This window comes from Pseudomonas sp. (assembly GCF_048269965.1).
GTDB lineage: Bacteria > Pseudomonadota > Gammaproteobacteria > Pseudomonadales > Pseudomonadaceae > Aquipseudomonas.
The window spans coordinates 13,573-28,927 of sequence record NZ_JBLWTV010000014.1 but is presented as its reverse complement, the minus strand read 5'-3'; the positions used below and the strand labels follow the sequence as shown (position 1 = coordinate 28,927).

Sequence of the window (15,355 nt, the reverse complement as noted above, 5' to 3'; positions counted from 1 at the left end):
CGTTCCCCTAGCCCGCAGATGAAGCGGGAGGCATATCCATGAAATTTGTCGACGAAGTTTCGATTTTTGTAAAAGCCGGTGACGGCGGTAACGGCATGATGGCCTTCCGTCGCGAGAAATTCATCGAGAAGGGCGGCCCCAACGGTGGCGACGGTGGCGACGGTGGCTCGGTATTCCTCGAGGCCACCGCCAACCTCAATACCCTGATCGATTACCGCTACACGCGTAAATTCAACGCGCAGAATGGCGAGAAGGGCGGCAGCACCGACTGCACCGGCGCCAAGGGCGAAGACCTGATTCTGCCGGTGCCGATTGGCACCACGGTGATCGACGTGGCGACTCAGGAAGTGATTGGTGACCTGGTCAAGGCCGGTCAACGCCTGATGGTCGCCCAGGGCGGCTGGCACGGCCTGGGCAACACCCGCTTCAAGTCCAGTACCAACCGGGCGCCGCGCCAGACCACGCCGGGCAAGCCGGGCGAGTCGCGCGATCTCAAGCTCGAACTGAAAGTGCTGGCCGACGTCGGCCTGCTCGGTCTGCCCAATGCCGGCAAGAGCACCTTCATCCGCGCCGTTTCCGCTGCCAAGCCGAAAGTCGCCGATTACCCCTTCACCACCCTGGTGCCGAACCTGGGCGTGGTCAGCGTCGATCGCTTCAAGAGCTTCGTCGTCGCCGACATTCCGGGGCTGATCGAAGGCGCTTCGGACGGTGCCGGCCTGGGCATTCGCTTCCTCAAGCACCTGGCGCGTACTCGCCTGCTGCTGCACCTGGTGGACATGGCGCCGCTGGACGAGAGCGATCCGGCCGAGGCTGCACAGGTCATCATCGACGAGCTCGGGCGCTTCAGCCCGGCGTTGGCCGAGCGCGATCGCTGGCTGGTGCTGAACAAGATGGACCAGGTGCCCGAGGACGAGCGTGAGGCGCGCAAGGCCGATATCGTTGCCCGTCTGAACTGGCAGGGGCCGGTTTACGTGGTTTCGGCCATCAGTCGCGATGGCACCGAGCGTATCAGCCGCGACATCATGCATTACCTGGAAGTACGGGCCGAGCGCATCGCCGAGGACCCGGTATTCGCCGAGGAACTGGCCGAGCTGGATCAGCGCATCGAAGACGAGGCACGTGCCCGTCTGCAGGCACTGGACGATCAGCGTGCGCTGCGTAAATCCGGTGTGCGCAGTGTCGATGATATCGACGAGGACGATGACTTCCTCGACGAAGAAGACGACGATGGCCCGGAAATCATTTACGTCCGGGATTAAGCAAATTTCCAACGCCGCTTAATTGCGGCGTTTTTGTAGGTGGGGTGGACCCATCATTTTCTGGCTAGGGTTGGAAGATCATGCGTGACAAGGTGACTGGCGCACGGCGCTGGGTGGTGAAGATCGGCAGTGCGCTGCTGACCGCCGACGGGCGTGGCCTGGATCGTGCGGCCATGGCGGTGTGGGTCAAGCAGATGGTCGCGCTGCGTGAGCAGGGCGTAGAGCTGGTGCTGGTGTCTTCCGGCGCTGTGGCGGCCGGCATGAGTCGCCTGGGCTGGACCAGCCGACCTAGTGCGATGCACGAGCTGCAGGCCGCTGCCGCCATTGGCCAGATGGCCCTGGTGCAGGCCTGGGAGTCGAGCTTTGCCGAACACGGCCGCCGTACCGCACAGGTGCTGCTGACGCACGACGATCTCTCCGACCGCAAGCGCTATCTCAATGCGCGCAGCACCCTGCGCACGCTGGTGAATCTCGACGTGATCCCGGTGATCAACGAGAACGACACCGTGGTCACCGATGAAATCCGCTTCGGCGACAACGACACCCTGGCCGCGCTGGTGGCCAACCTGGTGGAAGCCGATCTGCTGGTGATCCTCACCGACCGCGACGGCATGTACAACTCCGACCCGCGTCACAACCCCGATGCCGAGCTGATCTTCGAAGCCCGCGCCGATGACCCGGCACTGGATGCCGTGGCCGGTGGCGTCGGCGGTGCGCTGGGGCGTGGCGGCATGCAGACCAAGTTGCGCGCCTCGCGGCTGGCTGCGCGCTCCGGCGCGCACACGGTGATCGTCGGTGGGGCCATCGAGCAGGTGTTGGCGCGGCTCAAGGCTGGCGAACGTTTGGGCACCCTGCTGGCCCCCGAGCGTGGCTTGCTGGCGGCGCGCAAGCAGTGGCTGGCGGGTCACCTGCAGACCCGTGGCACCCTGGTACTGGATGCCGGCGCGGTGAAGGCGCTGAGCCAGGACCGCAAGAGCCTGCTGCCGGTGGGCGTGAAGGCCGTGCAGGGTAGCTTCCGTCGTGGCGAGATGGTGGTCTGCGTATCGCCTGAGGGGCGTGAGATTGCCCGTGGCCTGGTCAACTACAGTGCGCTGGAAGCACAGAAGATCATTGGCCAGCCATCCGATGCCATCGAGAAGCTGCTCGGCTATGTCGATGAGCCGGAGCTGGTGCATCGGGATAACCTGATTCTGGTTTAGAGGCGAAAGGAGCAAACCATGCGTCTGTTCAAGGGATGTCTGCTGGGCCTGCTGATGCTGCCCGGCCTGGTACTGGCCGAAACCATCGGCGAGGTGTCGACGGTGTTCAAGTGGGTTGGGCCGAACGACAAGATCGTCGTCGAGGCCTTCGATGACCCCAAGGTGGAGGGCGTGACCTGCTACCTGTCGCGCGCCAAGACCGGCGGGGTGAAGGGGGGGCTGGGGCTGGCCGAGGATCGTGCCGAAGCCTCCATCGCCTGCCGCCAGGTCGGCCCCATTGCATTCAAGGACAAGCTCAAGGATGGCGAGGAAGTGTTCAAGGAGCGCACTTCGCTGGTGTTCAAGACCATGCAGGTGGTGCGTTTCTTCGACAGCAAGCGCAACACGCTGGTGTATCTGGTTTACAGCGACCGAGTGATCGAGGGCAGCCCGCAGAATGCGGTGACGGCCATTCCTATCCTGCCCTGGGGCCAGCCGTAGGCTGCGCGGTGCGCACCGAGCAGCCCATGCAGGAGCAGGTGCGCACGGCACACCCGGCGTCCAAAAGAAAACCGCCCCGAAGGGCGGTTTTTTTATGGGCTGCCGATCAGGCGCCAGTCACGTCCAGTTGCAGGCGCTGGTTCGATTGCGTTTGCACTTCGTGGTAGCGCGCGGCGTCCTTGGACAGAACATCGGCCATGGCCGGGAAGATCTCGTCCAGCTTGCTGCGCCAGTCGTCGCTCTTGGCCTGCTCGGGGAAGCAGCGGTGGATCAGGTCGAGCATGATCGACACGGTGACCGACGCGCCCGGCGAGGCGCCGAGCAGAGCCGCGATGGTACCGTCGGCTGCAGCCACCAGTTCGGTGCCGAACTGCAGCACGCCGCCGTTCTTGCTGTCCTTCTTGATGATCTGCACGCGCTGGCCAGCGACTTCCAGGCGCCAGTCCTCGGCCTTGGCTTCGGGGTAGAAGCCGCGCAGGGTATTCAGGCGCTGTTCCTCGGACTGCATCACTTCCTTGACCAGATAGCGGGTCAGGTCGAAGTTGTCACGCGCCACCGCCAGCATCGGGCCGAGGTTGTTGGGGCGTACCGACAACGGCAGGTCGAGGAACGAGCCGTGCTTGAGGAACTTGGTGGTGAAACCGGCGTAGGGGCCGAACAGCAAGGATTTCTTGCCGTCCACCACGCGCGTATCGAGGTGCGGCACGGACATCGGTGGCGAGCCCACGGCTGCCTGGCTGTAGACCTTGGCCTGGTGCTGCTTGACGATCTCCGGGTTGTCGCAACGCAGCCACTGACCACTCACCGGGAAGCCACCAAAGCCTTTGCCTTCGGGAATGCCGGACAGTTGCAGCAGCGGCAGTGCACCGCCGCCAGCGCCGAGGAAGACGAACTTGCTCTTGAGCTTGCGCGTGGCGCCGGAGCGGGTGTCCTTGATGTCCACCAGCCAGCCTTCACCGTCGCGCTTGAGGTCGGTGACCTTCTGGTTGCAGGTGACCTTGGCGTCGGGCTGGGTGGTCAGGTAGGCGAGCATCTGCTCGGTGACCGCGCCGAAGTTGACGTCGGTACCGGCCTGTACGCGGGTCATCGCCAGCGGCTCGTTGGTGTCGCGGCCCGGGATCAGCAGCGGCGCCCATTCGGCGATGGTGGCGCGATCCTCGGTGTACTCCATCTCGGTGAAGGCGTGATGCTGACGCAGGGCCTCGAAACGCTTCTTGAGGAAGGCGATGCCGCTGTTGCCGCGCACGAAGCTCATGTGCGGGACCGGGTTGATGAAGGTCTTCGGCGAGTTGATCGCGCCTTTTTCGATCAGGTAAGCCCAGAACTGCTTGGACTCCTCGAACTGGGCGTTGATGTTCACCGACTTCTTGATGTCGATGCTGCCGTCAGCGCCTTCCGGGGTGTAGTTCAGCTCGCACAGCGCGGCGTGACCGGTGCCGGCGTTGTTCCAGGGGTTGGAGCTTTCCACTGCGCCGGACTCGCGCAGCTCTACCACTTCCAGCGTGATGCCGGGGTTGAGTTCCTTGAGCAACACGCCCAGGGTCGCGCTCATGATGCCAGCGCCAACCAGCACCACATCTACGCTTTGGTAATCGTTATGCGCCATTAACCTCTCTCCAAGAAAAACTGCACCAGATGGACGGCCGTTCGGCCTTTCAGGGCGATACCGGCAGACTCAGGCGTGATGCCCTGTCGTTCGGCGGGGAGGGTCAAGGCTGGGATTTGCGGACGCAAAACTGTTCATTTGTTCGCCACACTCTTGTGAAGTTGTAAAAACCGTTTTTTCACGCTCTTTTGGAGCGGTGAACCTCAAAAGCTCGACTGCCTCGGCACGCTTTTGCCCGTGCAAATCATGCAACGCATGGCTGCTATCGGCTCTGCATATGGGCTGAAAGCGGCTGGCCGGAAGCGGCAGCTCGAAGTGGGCGACTCTCTGGGGCGGGGCGATGACGTTGCATCGGCGAGGTCGTGCGGCCCGATCAGGAGACGTCCTTATAATCGGGGCGCGATTATAACGGTGAATGAGGGGAAATTGGTCGCTCCTGCGTGACTTTTATTCTTCCGCCGGTCAGGCCGCCAACGGGCGAGCGGCTGGTGCGTGTGTGACGACCGGGGTGATCCGGGCACCGGCGGGCAGGTGGCAGCCCAACCAGGTGATGCTCGGCTCGTGAACTTCCACCCAGCCAGCCTGGCTCGGGTGTTCCTGCATCTGCCGCAGGGCGCGGCAAAGCCCTTCACCATCGATCAGGGCAAAGTGGCGCATCGGGCGAGCGCGGCTGAACAGGCGGCGCAAAAGCATGGCGAAGGCTCCAGCGAATTGACAGGTGCCTTTATGCCAGGGCGCGGTGACAGGCTGATGACAGGAACCGCGACGCTGTGCTGAGGGTCCTATGCGGCACTACTGTCGGCCTCAGTCCACGCTGGGTATACTGCCGGCCACTTTTACCTCACTCGGAGAGATGAGCATGCTGCACCGTGCGTTGATCGCCTTGCTTGCTGCCGCCAGCCTGACTCTGGCCGGTTGCGCCCTCAGCCCTCAGCAACTCACCCCGCAACCCAAGCTCACCAGCTCGCTGACGCCTGTGGGTCAGGGCCAGCCGGTGGTGGTGCGCGTGGTCGATGGCCGTCCTTCGCCGGTGCTTGGCACCCGCGGCGGCCTGTATCCGGAAACCAGTTCGATCAGCGTCAGCCCCGATTATGTGCTGCCCAGGCTGCAGGCTGAGGCCGAGGCTGCTGTACGTCTGCTCGGCTTCACACCGTCGGCCAACGCCTACAACGCGCCGCAACTGACCATCACCCTGGCGGAACTGAAGTATCAGTCGCCCAAGGAGGGTATGTACGTCACCGAGGCAGATATATCGGCCTCCATTCGTGCCGACGTGCAAGGCGGCAGCCGCCGTTATACCGGCCGTTACGGCGCCTCGCTGAACCAGCGTTTCGGCACCGCACCGAACCAGCAAACCAACACCAAGCTGGTGGGTGACGTGCTCAGCGACGCGCTGACCCGCGCGTTCAAGGACCCGACCATCGGCCAGGTTCTGCTGCAGTAATTGCTGGCGACGCGACGAAAAACGCCCCGCATCGCGGGGCGTTTTCATTTGTCCTGGGGCTTCATGCCGCTTCGGCGTAGAACTCCGGCAGGCTCATGCCGGTGCGGTTGTCGATGTCCGGCAGGTCGTAATGCTCATGGCCACCCAGGGCGCAGTACACCAGCCAGTGCTGGTCCTGCACGTTGAAGGAAAGTTCGTCGACCACGGCGTCCACTTCATCCAGCGAGTCGATCAGGTAATCGCGATCCAGCGGTTGTGAATTGAGCATGGCAGGTCCTCCAGGGACGTTGGGTTTTGGCTCCAGCAACAGTCGTGACTGCTTGGTCACTATTGGAGATACAAACCCTAGGCCAGGCATATGACAGTTTTCAGACGATTTCGGGATAGCGAGCTGCGTTCGTCGGAAACGAAGCTTATAAAAGCGCTATTTCAGTACACTGCGCGACGACTTTTCGAGGGCCGAGACGCACCGTTTCTCGGCCGAAATCCCCATTCTGGTGCAGTGGCGGGGTTGCTGCACCATGCTGTTTCCGAGGTGTTGCATGTCGCTGCAGGTGTTGTGGTCGCTGTTTCTCGCCCATCCGGCCGGAGCGGTGAATTCCTTGGCATTGTTCTTCGCTGTGGCGGGGGCCTGGCTGTGTCTGATGACCCGCTTGCGTGAGCAGCGCGGCATGGCGCGAGTGCTGGCTCAGGGCGAGCTGGATGAAGCCGAGATTCAGGACGAGCGCACCCTGCGGATCAATCGCTTCTTCTATCGTTTCGGTGCCGTCTGCCTGGGCGCAGCCCTGATGCTGTCCTGGGCCAGCACGCGGCTTTGATGCTTGAGCGATAAACGAAAACGGCAGCCTGATGGCTGCCGTTTTCGTTCGTAGCGCGGGGCTGTTAGAGGGGGAGCCCCGCCTTGATCCGGTACTGGTTCCGCACCGGATTGGCGTACTGCAGGATCAGGAAGGGTTTTTCCTCGGCGCTGCAGGCGACCAGGCGTTTGTTCCACTGCGCTTCGGCCTTGGCCAGTTCTGCGGCATCGAATACCTCGCTTGCCGCTGGCACGTTGAGCTCGGCCTCGCGGCCTTCCCACATGGCGTAGGCCAGGTAGTGCACGGGGAACAGGCGATACTGGCCGAGAATGTGACGATCCATCTCCTGAGCTAGCTGCTTGGTGTCTTCCAGGCCAGCGACAGGCGGACTGAAGTGCAGGTGCACGCGCCCTTTGTAACCGGTGATGCCCAGGGCGATGCTGGCGTCGTCTTCGCCCGGCGCCTTGGTATAGCTGCCCGTGGTGGCACGCACGCACAGTTCGCGGGCCTTGGCCAGGTCGCAAGGATCGTACTCGTAGCTGATCGACACCGGGATCAGGTTCAGCGACGCGATCACCTCTGCGAACGGTTCGTCCTTGCGGCTCATGTGGAACATCTTGAGGATGGCCGAGTCGGTACGGTCGTCACCGTCCTTGGCGCGTCCCTCGGCCTGGGCGATCCAGATCGACTCGCCATCATTGCGGATCGAGTGGTTGATATAGGCCGAGAGCAGTTGATAGGCCGCCAGCTTCTCGCGTCGCCCGCTGATCGAGCGGTGCACGATGAAACTCTTGTTCAGGCGCATCAGGTCGCTGACGAAGGGACGCTGCAACAGGTTGTCGCCGATGGCGATACGTGGCGTCTGCAAGCCGGCATGGTAGACGGCGTAGTTGACGAAGGCCGGGTCCATGACGATGTCGCGGTGGTTGGCCAGGTACAGGTAGGGCTTGCCGGGCTGCAGGTGTTCCAGGCCGGAATAGCTGATGCCGTCACTGGCGTGCTCGATGGTGCGGTCGATGTAGGGCTCGATCTTCTCTTGTAGCTTGGTGACCGAATCGACGCTGGCGAACTCGCTGCGCAGCCGTGCGGCGATTAGCGGCTTGAGCAGCCAGCCCAACGGCCCGGCCAGGCGCGGGAAGCGAAAACGGGTGAGGGTGCCGAGAAACGCCGGGTCGGCGAGCAGGCGCGCCAGTACGGGGCGCACTTCTGCATCGGCATAGGGTCGGATGGCATCGAATGCGCCCATCATGCTCTCTTGTTCTAGAACGGCTAAGGTTGAAAGGGTGTCTGCTTAAACAGGGTGAGCAGTAGACCGGCGATTATACCGCCAAGTCACAGCGAATCGGCGCAGCCCAGTAAAGACGCGGGCCTCGAGGGGCAGCACGGGGGGCTACGTGACCTGTACACAGCGTTGGGGGTTGTACGAAAAGTCGTCGAGCCAAGGTCAGGCGATACCGATGGCGGCCCCGCAAATACGGGTGGGCAACGGACTGGGCTCGCACTCGAGTTTACGAGCTGTAACTGAGCATTCCGACGGGGCGTGCAGCTCGGGCTGGCGTTCCAGCCCGTTTTTAACGAAGCATCACCGACGGCATGCTTTCGGCACAATTTCTTCACCGATACACCGGCCTCGACGTGCCTGAGGAAGTGGAGCATCTGCTCTTCGGTGAAACGTTTTTTCATTGCCGTCTCCTGGTCGGAAAACGGACGCTACTAAGTTCAGCGTGGTACTGAAATCGGGGAGCCGGTCCGGTTGGCCGCTTTCACAATCATCAGAAGCTGAAGTCGGCCAGAACTACAGGACTCCTTCAGACCTTACGTGTGATCGACCCGTTCATGAGGACTCACTTTTTTAGTGCATTCCTCTCCAACTGGCTTGAAATGTTTTTATTTGATTCCAGCCAACTGAAGTCCTTGCCCCAGGCCTGCTTGAAGTCTTCTGCGGCTTGCGAATTATCTAATAATTCCTTGACGTCGATGATCGTGAGGAAGTTGCTCTCATTCACCTCGTATTCTGACCACCCCCCAGCGTCCATGGCCAGATATTTCAAGAATCCGGATTTAAAGTCCTTGGCGGCGCTGGCAAACGCTATGTCAGTGTCAAATTTTTCCGCTATAAAAGATTTTCTGTCATCGCTGAGCTGACCTGTAATTTCGAGCTCACCCGATTCATTGATGGCGATGCCCCAGTCCCCATTGGCCAATGTCGGCTGCTCGGCAGCTATCTCTGCCATGATTGCCTCATAGCGCGAGAACATCGTTTCAATGGACTTAGGGACTTCTCCGCCAGGCATGTAAAGATTGACCGTTGCCACCCAGATATTATTTAGCGCTTCTTGCTCGATTTCCGGGCTCGAGAAGACATTGGTCGATGTCATGGTAATTGATTGGCTGTAAGTCGGAACGGGTTCTTGCTGCTCGTGTTTGTGATAGATATCGTCGGCGAGCTTCCGCAGCGCAGTATCCAATTGCTCTTTACTGCTGGCGGGCTGCTTGATCTCCGGCGCCCGACTGGTCGAAGTCGCTGGGTAGGCTTGAGTTGTATTCTGTGAGTTGACCTTCACGTCACGTTCCTTGTTCTTTTCGCCATCAACCTGTTGTCGGCAAGCCACACTTTTACTTTAGATCAACTCTGCAGAAGCCTTCCCTAGGCCAGATGCCGATTTGGCGACTACAGACCGGTATCCCTTGGGGGTTTGTTGGGGATCAAGGCAAGTGGGTGGGTATATCTCCCTGTGCTATAAGGAATTGCGAGCCCTTGTCAGGTTCGTCAGGTCATACCGCCCAGTCACAAGGAGGCCGCGATGCTGGAAAGCGAGTCGTATCATTGCCCCTATTGCGGCGAGCCGGCCGAGGCGCTGCTGGATCTGTCGGGCGGGGACCAGTCTTACATCGAAGACTGTCCGGTATGCTGTCGGCCGATTCAGTTCGAGCTGCGCACGGACGGCGCCGAGTGGGAGTTGGACGTTCGCGGGGAGAACGACTGATGCAACGAATCTACGAACCGGAAAACCTCCTGGAAGGGCAGATGCTGCTGGACATGCTGGCCAGTGAGGGCGTCGAGGCGCACCTGCTCGGGCAGCATCTGGTCGGGGCGGTGGGGGAGTTGCCGGCATGCGGGCTGCTCGGTTTGGTCGTCGCTGATCCGTACGCCGAGCGCGCGCGTACGCTAATCGCTGAGTACAATGCGGCGCAACCTGTGCCTGGCGATGAGCCAGAGTCCTTTCAGGGCGTGTTGCTCTGTTGACGCGCCCCCTGCCTGTCGAGTCGTTTCATGTGTGGACGTTATGCCCTGTTCCGCTGGTCGCCCGCCTTTGCGGCGTTGCCCGGTTTTCCTGCTGACCAGAAGCCCCACTGGAACCTGGCCCCCATGGGCCAGGTGCTGATGCTGCGCGCTGGCGCGCAAGGGCCGCAAGCGGCAGCGGCGCGTTGGGGGCTGACGCCGGCCTGGCTCAAGGATCTGTCCAGGACGCCGGCCCATGCGCGTGCCGAAACCCTGGCCGAGCAGCCGATGTTCCGCGAGCCCTTTCGTCAGCGCCGTGCGCTGCTGCCGGCCAACGGCTTCTATGAATGGCGCGGGGGCGCGCGCAAGCGCCCCTACTGGATGAGCAACGGTGACCCGCTGATGTATTTCGCGGCGTTGTGGGAGCTTTATCCGGTGGGTGGGCAGGAGTACCTGAGCGTGGCGTTGATCACTCAGGAAGCCGCCACGCTGCGGCGGCCGTTGATTCTGGGTGAGCACGAACAGGCATTGTGGTTGAGCAATGACACGTCGCCCGAGCAACTGGCGGCGCTGCTGGCCAAGCCGCAGATAGCCTTGCGTGAACGCGCGCTGGCAACGCTGGTCAACGACCCGCAGCTGGATGCGCCGGAGTGCCTGACGCCGGCTTGAGCTTGCGTAGGGTGTCGCGTTACAGCCCGGGTCGTGCGCACTGCGACTGATGCGAAAGCGGTGCGCGCGGCGCACCCTAGCTGATGAAACCCCTTACACCTTGAACTGGTTGATCAGCCGGCGTTGCTGTTCGGCCAGCTTGGTCAGTTGGGCGCTGGCCTGGCTGGCTTCGTCGGCACCGCCGGCCACTTCGTTGGCGACCTGGCCGATGTTGGTGACGTTGCGGTTGATATCCTCGGCCACGGCACTCTGCTCTTCCGCTGCGCTGGCGATCTGCGTGTTCATGTCATTGATCACCGACACCGCCTGGGTGATGGACTCCAGCGATTGGGCCGCCTGGTTGGCGTGCTCCACACTGTCATCGGTCTTGCTCTGGCTCTGCTCCATCACCTTGACCACTTCGCGTGTGCCTTGCTGCAGTTGCTGGATCATGTTCTGGATTTCTTCGGTGGCCTGCTGGGTCTTCTGCGCCAGGTTGCGCACCTCGTCGGCGACCACGGCGAAGCCGCGACCCTGTTCACCGGCGCGGGCTGCCTCGATGGCGGCGTTGAGTGCCAGCAGGTTGGTCTGCTCGGCAATGCCGCGAATGGCGACGAGGATGGCGTTGATGTTCTCGCTGTCCTTGGCCAGGTTCTGCACCACGCCCACGGCGCGGCCGATCTCGCTGGCCAGGGCGGCGATGGCGGTCGAGGTTTCCTGTACCACCTGCTTGCCCTGATTGGCCGCGCGGTCGGCGTGGTTGGCCGCCTCGGCAGCATGAGTGGCGTTGCGCGCGACGTCCTGGGCGGTGGCCGTCATCTCATGCACGGCAGTGGCCACCAGCTCGATCTCGGCCAGTTGCTTCTGTACGCCCTGGTTGGTGCGGATGGCGATGTCGGCAGTGTGCTCGGAGGAGTCACTGACCTGCTGTACCGAAGTCACCACTGAGGCGATCATGCTTTGCAGCTTGCTCAGGAAGGCGTTGAAGCCGGCGGCGATCTGGCCGAGTTCGTCCTTGCGATCAACCTGCAGGCGCACCGTCAGGTCGCCGTCGCCCTTGGCAATGTCATCGAGCATGCCGACCATCTGCCGCAGCGGACGGGCGATGCCGTAGCCGACGAACCAGATCACCAGCAGGCCCAGGCCGGCGATCAGCAATCCCACGAGTGTCATGCCCAGCGTGTCGCCGTTGCGTTGGGTGACAAGCTCGGCCTGTAGTTGGCGCAGGTCAGCCATCACGGTGTCCAGCGGCAGTACCAGCATCAGCACCCAGCGCGTGTCGGTCTGGCCGATGGTGAAGCTGAGAAACAGCTCGATGTGGCTGTCGGCGGGGTCGTCCTCGACATGCACGTCGTATTTCGGCAGGCCTGGCTGCAGGCTGCTCAGGTTGGCCAGCTCGTTGGCGTCGAGCAGCTCGGTGGCTGGCTCACCGAGTTTTTCCGGCGCCTGGGTTGAGGCGACTATACGGCCATTGCTGGCGATCAGGGCGATCTCGCCGGCGCCGCCATAGAGCTGGGCGTCGGCCTTGACCAGCAGTTCCTGGATGAAGTTGACTGCCAGATCGGCGCCGGCGATACCGCGAAACTCGCCGTTGACCAGAATTGGCGAGGTAAAGGAGGCGAGCATGGTCATCTTGCCGCCGACATCGTAGGGAGCCGGATCGATCACGCAAGGGCGTTTACGTTCCTTGGGGCACAGGTAGTACTCGCCGGCGCGCACACCGGTCGGTAGTAGCTCCTCGCTTTCGGTCGAGCCAATGGCGTCGACACCCAGGCTGCCGTCGGCATTGCGGTACCACCAGGTCAGGAAGCGGCCGGTGCCGTCGTAGCCATTCTCCTTGCTGCCGGCGTACATATCGTCGCTGGCGTCGAAGGCGTTCGGCTCCCAGCCCAGGTAGCTGCCGAGCAGCTTGGGGTTCTGCGCCGTGGTTTCATGTACCAGGTTGGCCAGCTCTTCACGGCTGATACTGAGCAGTGGGCTGCCGCCGGCATCGGTCATGCCGAGCATGGCATTGACCCGCGCCAGATCGGCGGTGATCTGCAGGGGCGCCTCCAGTTCACGCTGAATTTCGCTGACTTGCGCATGCGCCAGTGAGGAAAGGCGCTGTTCGATACTCTGCTCGAGCAGTGCCTGGGTGCGTTGCTGTACCAGATTCTGGGTGCGGTCGCTGGCGAACAGGGCATAGAGCACAAGCGCCGCGACCACCGCCAGCACACTGGCACCGGCGAGGAATGCGACGGAAAACTGGATCGACTTGAACTTCATGGGAGCTCCCGAGCGCAGTGTGTCCTGTTACGGGCTATCGGCCATGACAGGGCAAAACCTTAATGGGCTGATGCGAAACATCTGGCTGCTGCATTTAGCAAAGATGGCGCACGGCCATCGCGCAAGTGATGCGGTTGCTCGTGCCACCGGCGCGGCCTAGCATAGGGCGTTCGATTCAAGGAGATGGCTCGATGAGCAAGGTTCTATATCTGAGTGGCCTGGCGGCGGCCGTGCTGCTGGCTGGTTGTCAGGCCGTCAATACCACGAGTGGTGGTGCGGTTGGGGTGGAGCGCAAGCAGTACATGTTCAGCATGCTCTCAGCCGAAGAAGTCAATCAGATGTACGCGCAGTCCTATCAGCAAACGCTGAGTGAGGCCTCGGGCAAGGGCGTGCTGGACAACAGCAGCGCTAACGCCAAGCGTCTGCAGACCGTCGCCGGTCGCCTGATTCCGCAGGCGCCGCGTTTTCGCCCGGATGCGGCCAACTGGCAGTGGGAGGTCAATCTGATCAAGAGCCCCGAGCTCAATGCCAATTGCGGCCCGGGCGGCAAGATCATCTTCTACAGCGGCATCATCGAGCAGCTGAAGCTGACTGACGATGAAATCGCCGCGATCATGGGCCACGAGATGGCCCATGCCCTGCGTGAGCACAGCCGTGAGGCGATGTCCAAGGCCTACGGTATCGAGGTGGCGAAACAGGGCGCCAGTGCCTTGCTCGGTCTCGGCGATAGCGGCATGGCACTGGCCGATACCGTGGTGCAGTACAGCCTGACCCTGCCCAACAGTCGGGGTAACGAGAACGAAGCCGACCTGATCGGTCTGGAACTGGCTGCCCGTGCGGGTTACAACCCGAATGCGGCCATCAGCCTGTGGCAGAAGATGGAGGCCGCCGGTGGTGGTGCACCGCCCGAGTTCATGAGTACTCACCCGGCGTCCAGCAGTCGCATCGCTTCGCTGCAGGCGGCGATCCCCAAGGTGATGCCGCTGTACGAGCAGGCCAGGGCCAGGCGTTGATCCCGGGCCAGGAAACGGCGCGACGTGATGGTTCACGGCGCGCCGTTTGCGTTTCAGGGCAGGGCGGTTTCGGCCAGTGGACGGGTTTGCAGGCCCAACTGAGCGCGGAAGCTTTCCATGTCGAACATGGTGCAGATTTCCTGGACTTCGTTGCCGGGGGTGAGCGTCCAGAACGCCATGGCCGAGATGCTCAGCACCTTGTCGCTGGGCGGGTAGCCCAGCGCTGGCTTCTGGATGGTGCCGATCAGCGTGCTCCAGGTCACCACCTTGTAGCCCTCGGCGATGCACTCCTCGACCACCACCTGCAGGTCCGGCATTGCAAGGCGGATGTCCTGCACCATCTGCGCGAAGCCGGCGCTGCCCAGTGGCCGGCCAATGAATGAGCTTTTATAGAGAAAATCGCGGCTGTGCAGTTGTTCAGCCAGCGCCAGGCGTCCCTTGTTCCAGGTCAGGTCGATGTGCTGACACACCACCTTCTTGCGATCATCCAATGACATGCTGCCCTCCTGACTGCAGGCCTGAACCAGTGATATGGCACTTTAGCATCGGGCAGGAGGGGGCTGGGATTGGCCGAAGTGCCGGTCTGTTGACGTCGGCGATTCGTCAGGTCAGGCCGCTCAGTTTCAGCGCCTGGTAGCCGGCATAGATTGCCAGAGCGGCGAAGGCGCAGGCGGCCAGGCGCCGGATCAGGGTCAGCGGCAGGCGCTCGGCCGCGAAATTGCCCGCCAGCACCACCGGCACGTTGGCGATCAACATGCCCAGGGTAGTGCCGACCACCACCAGGATGAAGTGCGGGTACTGCGCGGCCAGCATCACGGTCGCGACCTGCGTCTTGTCGCCCATCTCGGCGAGGAAGAAGGCGATCAGGGTGGTGAGGAAGGGACCGTATTTCTTCAGGCCGGATGCCTCGTCGTCGTCGAGTTTGTCCGGTACCAGGGTCCAGGCCGCTACGGCGACGAAACTGGCAGCAAGAATCCAGCTCAGGGTGGCGGGGGAAAAGAAACCGGCGACCCAGTTACCCACGGCGCCAGCAGCGAAGTGGTTGGCCAGGGTGGCGACGACTATGCCCCAGATGATCGGCCAGGGTTTGCGAAAACGTGCAGCCAGCAGCAGGGCGAGTAGCTGGGTCTTGTCGCCGATTTCGGCGAGGGCAACGATCAGGGTGGGGACGAACAGCGATTCCAGCATCAGGTTTCCTACAGGGGGCGGGTCGACACGGCTTATGACACGAACGACCTTCCCGCCCCGGGTATAGGTTGTGCGTGTCATAGGTCTTGTCAAACCGCAGGCCTCTCTAGGTAGGCCTTGGGTCGTATACGCCATGCTCTGCGGAGCAAGTGTGTTGACGTATACCGGGCGAGCAGGGCGCTCGCGGGAGACTACTCCCCTAGGACGGGCGCAATTGTGCCCAAGCGCCGCGT

Annotated in this window: 17 protein-coding genes, 1 pseudogene and 1 riboswitch; of the genes and pseudogenes, 9 read left to right on the top strand and 9 right to left on the bottom strand. The window is 62.3% G+C overall.

The window, feature by feature from the left end:
• Nucleotides 1-38: 38 nt before the first annotated feature.
• The 3 genes from cgtA to ACN0X6_RS16350 all read left to right on the top strand — a co-directional run bounded on the left by cgtA (nucleotide 39) and on the right by ACN0X6_RS16350 (nucleotide 2,938).
• On the top strand, nucleotides 39-1,259 hold the full coding sequence (gene cgtA, locus ACN0X6_RS16360) for an Obg family GTPase CgtA (protein ID WP_055986966.1): 1,221 nt from the start codon (nucleotides 39-41) through the stop codon (nucleotides 1,257-1,259).
• An 80-nt stretch (nucleotides 1,260-1,339) separates the two neighbouring features.
• Nucleotides 1,340-2,458, top strand: a complete 1,119-nt coding sequence (gene proB, locus ACN0X6_RS16355; RefSeq protein ID WP_417705497.1) for a glutamate 5-kinase — start codon at nucleotides 1,340-1,342, stop codon at nucleotides 2,456-2,458.
• Between the two features lie 18 nt (nucleotides 2,459-2,476).
• On the top strand, nucleotides 2,477-2,938 hold the full coding sequence (locus ACN0X6_RS16350) for a CreA family protein (protein ID WP_417705495.1): 462 nt from the start codon (nucleotides 2,477-2,479) through the stop codon (nucleotides 2,936-2,938).
• Nucleotides 2,939-3,044: 106 nt separating this feature from the next.
• Here the strand turns inward: ACN0X6_RS16350 and mqo are convergent, their stop codons facing one another.
• Nucleotides 3,045-4,544 carry a malate dehydrogenase (quinone) gene (gene mqo, locus ACN0X6_RS16345; RefSeq protein WP_417705493.1) on the bottom strand — a complete coding sequence of 500 codons (1,500 nt, stop codon included), beginning with the start codon at nucleotides 4,542-4,544 and terminating at the stop codon, nucleotides 3,045-3,047.
• Nucleotides 4,545-5,006: 462 nt separating this feature from the next.
• On the bottom strand, nucleotides 5,007-5,237 hold the full coding sequence (locus ACN0X6_RS16340; protein ID WP_417705491.1) for a hypothetical protein: 231 nt from the start codon (nucleotides 5,235-5,237) through the stop codon (nucleotides 5,007-5,009).
• A 166-nt stretch (nucleotides 5,238-5,403) separates the two neighbouring features.
• On the opposite strand from ACN0X6_RS16340, the gene ACN0X6_RS16335 reads away from it, so the two are divergent.
• Nucleotides 5,404-5,988, top strand: coding sequence for a YajG family lipoprotein (locus tag ACN0X6_RS16335; RefSeq protein ID WP_417705489.1), 585 nt, complete (start codon nucleotides 5,404-5,406; stop codon nucleotides 5,986-5,988).
• Between the two features lie 61 nt (nucleotides 5,989-6,049).
• On the opposite strand, the gene ACN0X6_RS16330 is transcribed toward ACN0X6_RS16335, so the two are convergent.
• Nucleotides 6,050-6,256 (bottom strand): hypothetical protein, encoded by a 207-nt coding sequence (locus ACN0X6_RS16330; protein WP_004424534.1) that lies wholly within the window; start codon nucleotides 6,254-6,256, stop codon nucleotides 6,050-6,052.
• A gap of 274 nt (nucleotides 6,257-6,530) precedes the next feature.
• Between ACN0X6_RS16330 and ACN0X6_RS16325 the strand changes: the two genes are divergently transcribed.
• On the top strand, nucleotides 6,531-6,806 hold the full coding sequence (locus ACN0X6_RS16325; RefSeq protein ID WP_417705487.1) for a hypothetical protein: 276 nt from the start codon (nucleotides 6,531-6,533) through the stop codon (nucleotides 6,804-6,806).
• A 64-nt stretch (nucleotides 6,807-6,870) separates the two neighbouring features.
• Here the strand turns inward: ACN0X6_RS16325 and ACN0X6_RS16320 are convergent, their stop codons facing one another.
• From ACN0X6_RS16320 to ACN0X6_RS16310, 3 genes and pseudogenes are all read right to left on the bottom strand, one after another.
• Nucleotides 6,871-8,034, bottom strand: coding sequence for a 1-acyl-sn-glycerol-3-phosphate acyltransferase (locus ACN0X6_RS16320; RefSeq protein ID WP_417705485.1), 1,164 nt, complete (start codon nucleotides 8,032-8,034; stop codon nucleotides 6,871-6,873).
• Between the two features lie 326 nt (nucleotides 8,035-8,360).
• A pseudogene (locus tag ACN0X6_RS16315) lies at nucleotides 8,361-8,468 on the bottom strand (transposase); the annotation flags it as partial.
• Nucleotides 8,469-8,629: 161 nt separating this feature from the next.
• A complete protein-coding gene (locus ACN0X6_RS16310) occupies nucleotides 8,630-9,349 on the bottom strand; it encodes a hypothetical protein (RefSeq protein ID WP_417705483.1) in 720 nt (239 codons plus the stop codon).
• A gap of 240 nt (nucleotides 9,350-9,589) precedes the next feature.
• Here ACN0X6_RS16310 and ACN0X6_RS16305 point away from each other — a divergent pair, with 240 nt between their 5' ends.
• Genes ACN0X6_RS16305 through ACN0X6_RS16295 form a run of 3 tightly spaced genes read left to right on the top strand, consistent with a single transcriptional unit; the run spans nucleotide 9,590 to nucleotide 10,677 of the window.
• Entirely contained in the window at nucleotides 9,590-9,772 is a 183-nt protein-coding gene (locus tag ACN0X6_RS16305) for a CPXCG motif-containing cysteine-rich protein (RefSeq protein WP_417705481.1), read from the top strand.
• A complete protein-coding gene (locus tag ACN0X6_RS16300; protein ID WP_160017232.1) occupies nucleotides 9,772-10,032 on the top strand; it encodes a putative signal transducing protein in 261 nt (86 codons plus the stop codon). The genes ACN0X6_RS16305 and ACN0X6_RS16300 overlap by 1 nt, the downstream gene beginning before the upstream one ends.
• 27 nt (nucleotides 10,033-10,059) lie before the next feature.
• Nucleotides 10,060-10,677, top strand: a complete 618-nt coding sequence (locus ACN0X6_RS16295) for an SOS response-associated peptidase (protein ID WP_417705479.1) — start codon at nucleotides 10,060-10,062, stop codon at nucleotides 10,675-10,677.
• Between the two features lie 93 nt (nucleotides 10,678-10,770).
• On the opposite strand, the gene ACN0X6_RS16290 is transcribed toward ACN0X6_RS16295, so the two are convergent.
• Nucleotides 10,771-12,921 carry a methyl-accepting chemotaxis protein gene (locus ACN0X6_RS16290; RefSeq protein ID WP_417705477.1) on the bottom strand — a complete coding sequence of 717 codons (2,151 nt, stop codon included), beginning with the start codon at nucleotides 12,919-12,921 and terminating at the stop codon, nucleotides 10,771-10,773.
• Between the two features lie 191 nt (nucleotides 12,922-13,112).
• Between ACN0X6_RS16290 and ACN0X6_RS16285 the strand changes: the two genes are divergently transcribed.
• Complete coding sequence (locus ACN0X6_RS16285) at nucleotides 13,113-13,934, top strand: M48 family metallopeptidase (RefSeq protein WP_417705475.1); 822 nt, start codon at nucleotides 13,113-13,115, stop codon at nucleotides 13,932-13,934.
• Nucleotides 13,935-13,987: 53 nt separating this feature from the next.
• On the opposite strand, the gene ACN0X6_RS16280 is transcribed toward ACN0X6_RS16285, so the two are convergent.
• Both ACN0X6_RS16280 and ACN0X6_RS16275 read right to left on the bottom strand, forming a co-directional pair.
• Nucleotides 13,988-14,431, bottom strand: a complete 444-nt coding sequence (locus ACN0X6_RS16280; protein ID WP_417705472.1) for a ketosteroid isomerase-related protein — start codon at nucleotides 14,429-14,431, stop codon at nucleotides 13,988-13,990.
• Between the two features lie 106 nt (nucleotides 14,432-14,537).
• Nucleotides 14,538-15,119, bottom strand: coding sequence for a TMEM165/GDT1 family protein (locus ACN0X6_RS16275; protein ID WP_417705689.1), 582 nt, complete (start codon nucleotides 15,117-15,119; stop codon nucleotides 14,538-14,540).
• 82 nt (nucleotides 15,120-15,201) lie between these two features.
• Nucleotides 15,202-15,334: riboswitch (yybP-ykoY riboswitch) on the bottom strand.
• Nucleotides 15,335-15,355 lie beyond the last annotated feature (21 nt).

Coding starts and splice junctions, on each gene's coding strand:
- cgtA (WP_055986966.1), top strand. CDS start 39: ATGAAATTTGTCGACGAAGTTTCGATTTTTGTAAAAGCCGGTGACGGC.
- proB (WP_417705497.1), top strand. CDS start 1,340: ATGCGTGACAAGGTGACTGGCGCACGGCGCTGGGTGGTGAAGATCGGC.
- ACN0X6_RS16350 (WP_417705495.1), top strand. CDS start 2,477: ATGCGTCTGTTCAAGGGATGTCTGCTGGGCCTGCTGATGCTGCCCGGC.
- mqo (WP_417705493.1), bottom strand. CDS start 4,544: ATGGCGCATAACGATTACCAAAGCGTAGATGTGGTGCTGGTTGGCGCT.
- ACN0X6_RS16340 (WP_417705491.1), bottom strand. CDS start 5,237: ATGCTTTTGCGCCGCCTGTTCAGCCGCGCTCGCCCGATGCGCCACTTT.
- ACN0X6_RS16335 (WP_417705489.1), top strand. CDS start 5,404: ATGCTGCACCGTGCGTTGATCGCCTTGCTTGCTGCCGCCAGCCTGACT.
- ACN0X6_RS16330 (WP_004424534.1), bottom strand. CDS start 6,256: ATGCTCAATTCACAACCGCTGGATCGCGATTACCTGATCGACTCGCTG.
- ACN0X6_RS16325 (WP_417705487.1), top strand. CDS start 6,531: ATGTCGCTGCAGGTGTTGTGGTCGCTGTTTCTCGCCCATCCGGCCGGA.
- ACN0X6_RS16320 (WP_417705485.1), bottom strand. CDS start 8,034: ATGATGGGCGCATTCGATGCCATCCGACCCTATGCCGATGCAGAAGTG.
- ACN0X6_RS16305 (WP_417705481.1), top strand. CDS start 9,590: ATGCTGGAAAGCGAGTCGTATCATTGCCCCTATTGCGGCGAGCCGGCC.
- ACN0X6_RS16300 (WP_160017232.1), top strand. CDS start 9,772: ATGCAACGAATCTACGAACCGGAAAACCTCCTGGAAGGGCAGATGCTG.
- ACN0X6_RS16295 (WP_417705479.1), top strand. CDS start 10,060: ATGTGTGGACGTTATGCCCTGTTCCGCTGGTCGCCCGCCTTTGCGGCG.
- ACN0X6_RS16290 (WP_417705477.1), bottom strand. CDS start 12,921: ATGAAGTTCAAGTCGATCCAGTTTTCCGTCGCATTCCTCGCCGGTGCC.
- ACN0X6_RS16285 (WP_417705475.1), top strand. CDS start 13,113: ATGAGCAAGGTTCTATATCTGAGTGGCCTGGCGGCGGCCGTGCTGCTG.
- ACN0X6_RS16280 (WP_417705472.1), bottom strand. CDS start 14,431: ATGTCATTGGATGATCGCAAGAAGGTGGTGTGTCAGCACATCGACCTG.